The sequence below is a fragment of the Ruminococcus difficilis genome, assembly GCF_016680995.1.
This window is the reverse complement of the sequence record NZ_JAEQMG010000019.1, coordinates 1-2,945: the sequence shown is the minus strand read 5'-3', so window position 1 is coordinate 2,945 and position 2,945 is coordinate 1. Positions and strand designations below refer to the sequence as shown.

The window sequence follows — 2,945 nt, the reverse complement described above, 5'->3', positions numbered from 1 at the left end:
TCAACGCCTTCACGGGTTGCCATATATCTGATGAGATCAGCCATATCTTTCGCGCTTTTTTGAAAGCGACATGAAACAATTATCTTAGCCATTTTCTTCTCCGTTGATGAAATCTCTTGCCTTTTCCAAGTCGAGAACGCCGTTATGCTCCGCGACAATCTGTTCGGAAACATCATTCAAATAATTCAAAGCGTAGTCGTTTAGCTCGAAGTTACGCGCAGAAAGAATATTGCTTTTGCTCACTTCAACCGCCAACTTGAACAACATCTCACTCAGGTTTTCTTCAAAGCGTGACAAAACCAGCTTGATGTTTTGACTGATGATCGGCGACAAATAGCTGACGCTTCCCTTTTGAGCAAGAAAACCGAGGTAGTAATCTACCGCCTCGCGCACCAATGAACTTCGCGAGTAGCCCTGCTCCTTTGACATGATTTCATCCATCTTTTCCAACTGATCTTTTGTAAAACTGATAGTAACCTTCTTGTATTCTTCCATAGTTTCCTCCTAAAAATATCTCCGTTCACACAAACGCCGCAAATACTGAGGAACCCCTCAGCAAACGTTGCGCGTGTTCGCCTAAAACTGCATAACGGTCGGCTCTGCCGTCCGATGTCTTTCGCGGGCCGTCCCCAAAAGGACGGCTCGCTTTTACCTGCTTCCAATAATCACCGGCGTTTTTGGCTATAAAAAATCCCCTTGCCGTAGCAAGAGGATAACTATCATTTCGTTATTATCTCAAATCTAATGATTGATAATTTCAATTATCGGATTAGCGTTCGCTTCCATTCTCACCCTGCCGCCTATCGGGAAGGTTATCATCGGGAAAACGTGTCCGAAGTCAACACCAAACATAACAGGAATGTTTTTTGGCAATTTGTCGGATATAATTCTTTTGATAACATCCGCGCTCATCTTGCAGCTATCGTCAAATCTGCCGAACACAATGCCTTTTATTTTTTCTTTGCCATAAGCCTGCAGCAATGACTGAAAATTACGGTCAAATTCATAAATGAAATGATCGCCCATAATGTTGTCATCTTCAAGGAATAAGACTATATCGTCTGCTTGTGGCATAAACTGTGTGCCTTGCAGTAGATTAAGCGTACAAAGATTACCGCCGATTATCGCGCCTTCACAAACACCTTGTTGAATGATTGTATATTCTTTTGCGATTTGAGATGGTTTCAGCGTTAAGCAGCCCTCGTTCATCACGCAATCAAAGAACGCTTTTTGTGTATACTCCGGCTCTGTTTCAAAACCAAAGGTGCTAAAATGAGCTCCGTGATAGATGATGAGTCCGGTCTTGGCATATATGGCATTGAGCAAGGCAGTAATATCTGAATAGCCGCATAGAATTTTAGGGTGTTGTCGGATGATTTCATAATCAATATGTTCTAATATTTGGTTCACATTGAAGCCGCCGATTGCCGTCAGAATTGCTTTAACATTGCTATCGAGAAACGCTTCGTGTATATCCTCGACTCTGGATTGTATTGACGACGAATTATAATCGTCTATTTCCCGACTGTGCTTTGAAAAGGAAATATAAAAGCCCTGTTGTTCAAGGCAATGCAAAGCCTTGTTGAATATTTCGTCACGAACAATCGCTAAACTGCGTGACGGAGCGATGACTCTTATCTCGTCGCCTTGATTTAGTTTTGGAGCAAACACTTATCTCACCTGCACTTTCCTCAAAATATCCAAGCTGTGATTGGTAGCGCCTATCAAATCCTGCCGTTCGCAGGTCGCAAAGTGATAGGACAGCCATTTTGCAAAGGTTTCGTCGTCAAATTCTTCGAGATACTCACGAATATACCGGCTTGCGCCATCGGTTGCGACAAGCTTTATACGCTCAACGGGAACAGCTGCGTTCAGGCGCTCTATATCCTCAACACGCACCATTTCAAACAGGTCTTTCGGTTCGCTGATACATTTCCAATCATCGGTAATCATATTCAAATCCATAACGGATTTCAGCTGATTACAACCAAAAACATATTGAATAACCGTCGCTTCGTTCATACAATAGGCAACCAAAATGTAACCGCCCGGCTTTGTGATCCTGACAGCTTCTTTTAGTGCGAAAACTTTATCTTTCTCGGAATACAGATGATACATCGGTCCGAGCAGGAGCGTAACATCATAGGTGTTATCATCCAGCATATTCAAGTCAAGCGCATTACCGAGAAAGGTTTTGATGTTTTCGCTGCCGTCGAGTTTGCTTTTGAGAATGTCAAGATTATGTTGCACCAATTCAACAGCAGTAACATCATAACCTTCTTTGGCAAGGGTAACGCTATATCTTCCGGTGCCTGCGCCGATTTCAGCAATTTTGCAGTCCGCGGTCAGCAGCGGATCTAAATAGCGGCGTGTAGTAAGGTATTCCACTCTGCCAAGACGATTGTTTTCAAGCCTTCCGTCCTCATCGTATTCGTTGTAAAAGTTTTCTAAGAATTTGTTATCGCCAATCATTACTTTTAACCTCATATTTATTCCTTATCTTTTTTATTCTATCACGAATCGAAAGCTATGGCAATACCAACTCCATAGCAGCCAAATCGCAGCCGCTGAAAAAATTATCAATAGACGTGTGAAAAAAACGTGCCCAAGCAGCGGTCAAAGACCACGAAAAACACGTGTGTGTAGTGCAGCATAGTTTATCATAACGGCATTCCCTGTCGCGTGCGAAAGCAGTATGTTTCCGGACAAAATCTTTTAAAAAGAATTGCGATTCCGCGTTTTTGTCCAGAAAACATCTTGACAAACACACGTGTATGTGTTATTATATTTTCTGCAAGTGACACGCGTTCATTTGCAGCGATTACATATTTAGGGGTATAGCTCAGTTGGTAGAGCAGCGGTCTCCAAACGTCAACCGCAACTTGATTTCCCTCATGATTACTGGATTTCTCAGGCTTGAAACTTCGGTTTCAAGCCTTTTTTCG

The 2,945-nt window shown here is 42.6% G+C and carries 3 protein-coding genes; all 3 read right to left on the bottom strand.

Features of this window, described 5'->3' with window-relative positions; genetic code table 11:
• Window positions 1-84 precede the first annotated feature (84 nt).
• Window positions 85-495, bottom strand: coding sequence for a ribbon-helix-helix domain-containing protein (locus JKK62_RS01145; protein ID WP_201426585.1), 411 nt, complete (start codon window positions 493-495; stop codon window positions 85-87).
• A gap of 246 nt (window positions 496-741) precedes the next feature.
• Window positions 742-1,671 carry a S66 peptidase family protein gene (locus JKK62_RS17910; RefSeq protein WP_201426584.1) on the bottom strand — a complete coding sequence of 310 codons (930 nt, stop codon included), beginning with the start codon at window positions 1,669-1,671 and terminating at the stop codon, window positions 742-744.
• Entirely contained in the window at window positions 1,672-2,472 is an 801-nt protein-coding gene (locus JKK62_RS01135; RefSeq protein WP_201426583.1) for a class I SAM-dependent methyltransferase, read from the bottom strand. It lies immediately after the preceding gene.
• Between the last annotated feature and the right edge of the window lie 473 nt (window positions 2,473-2,945).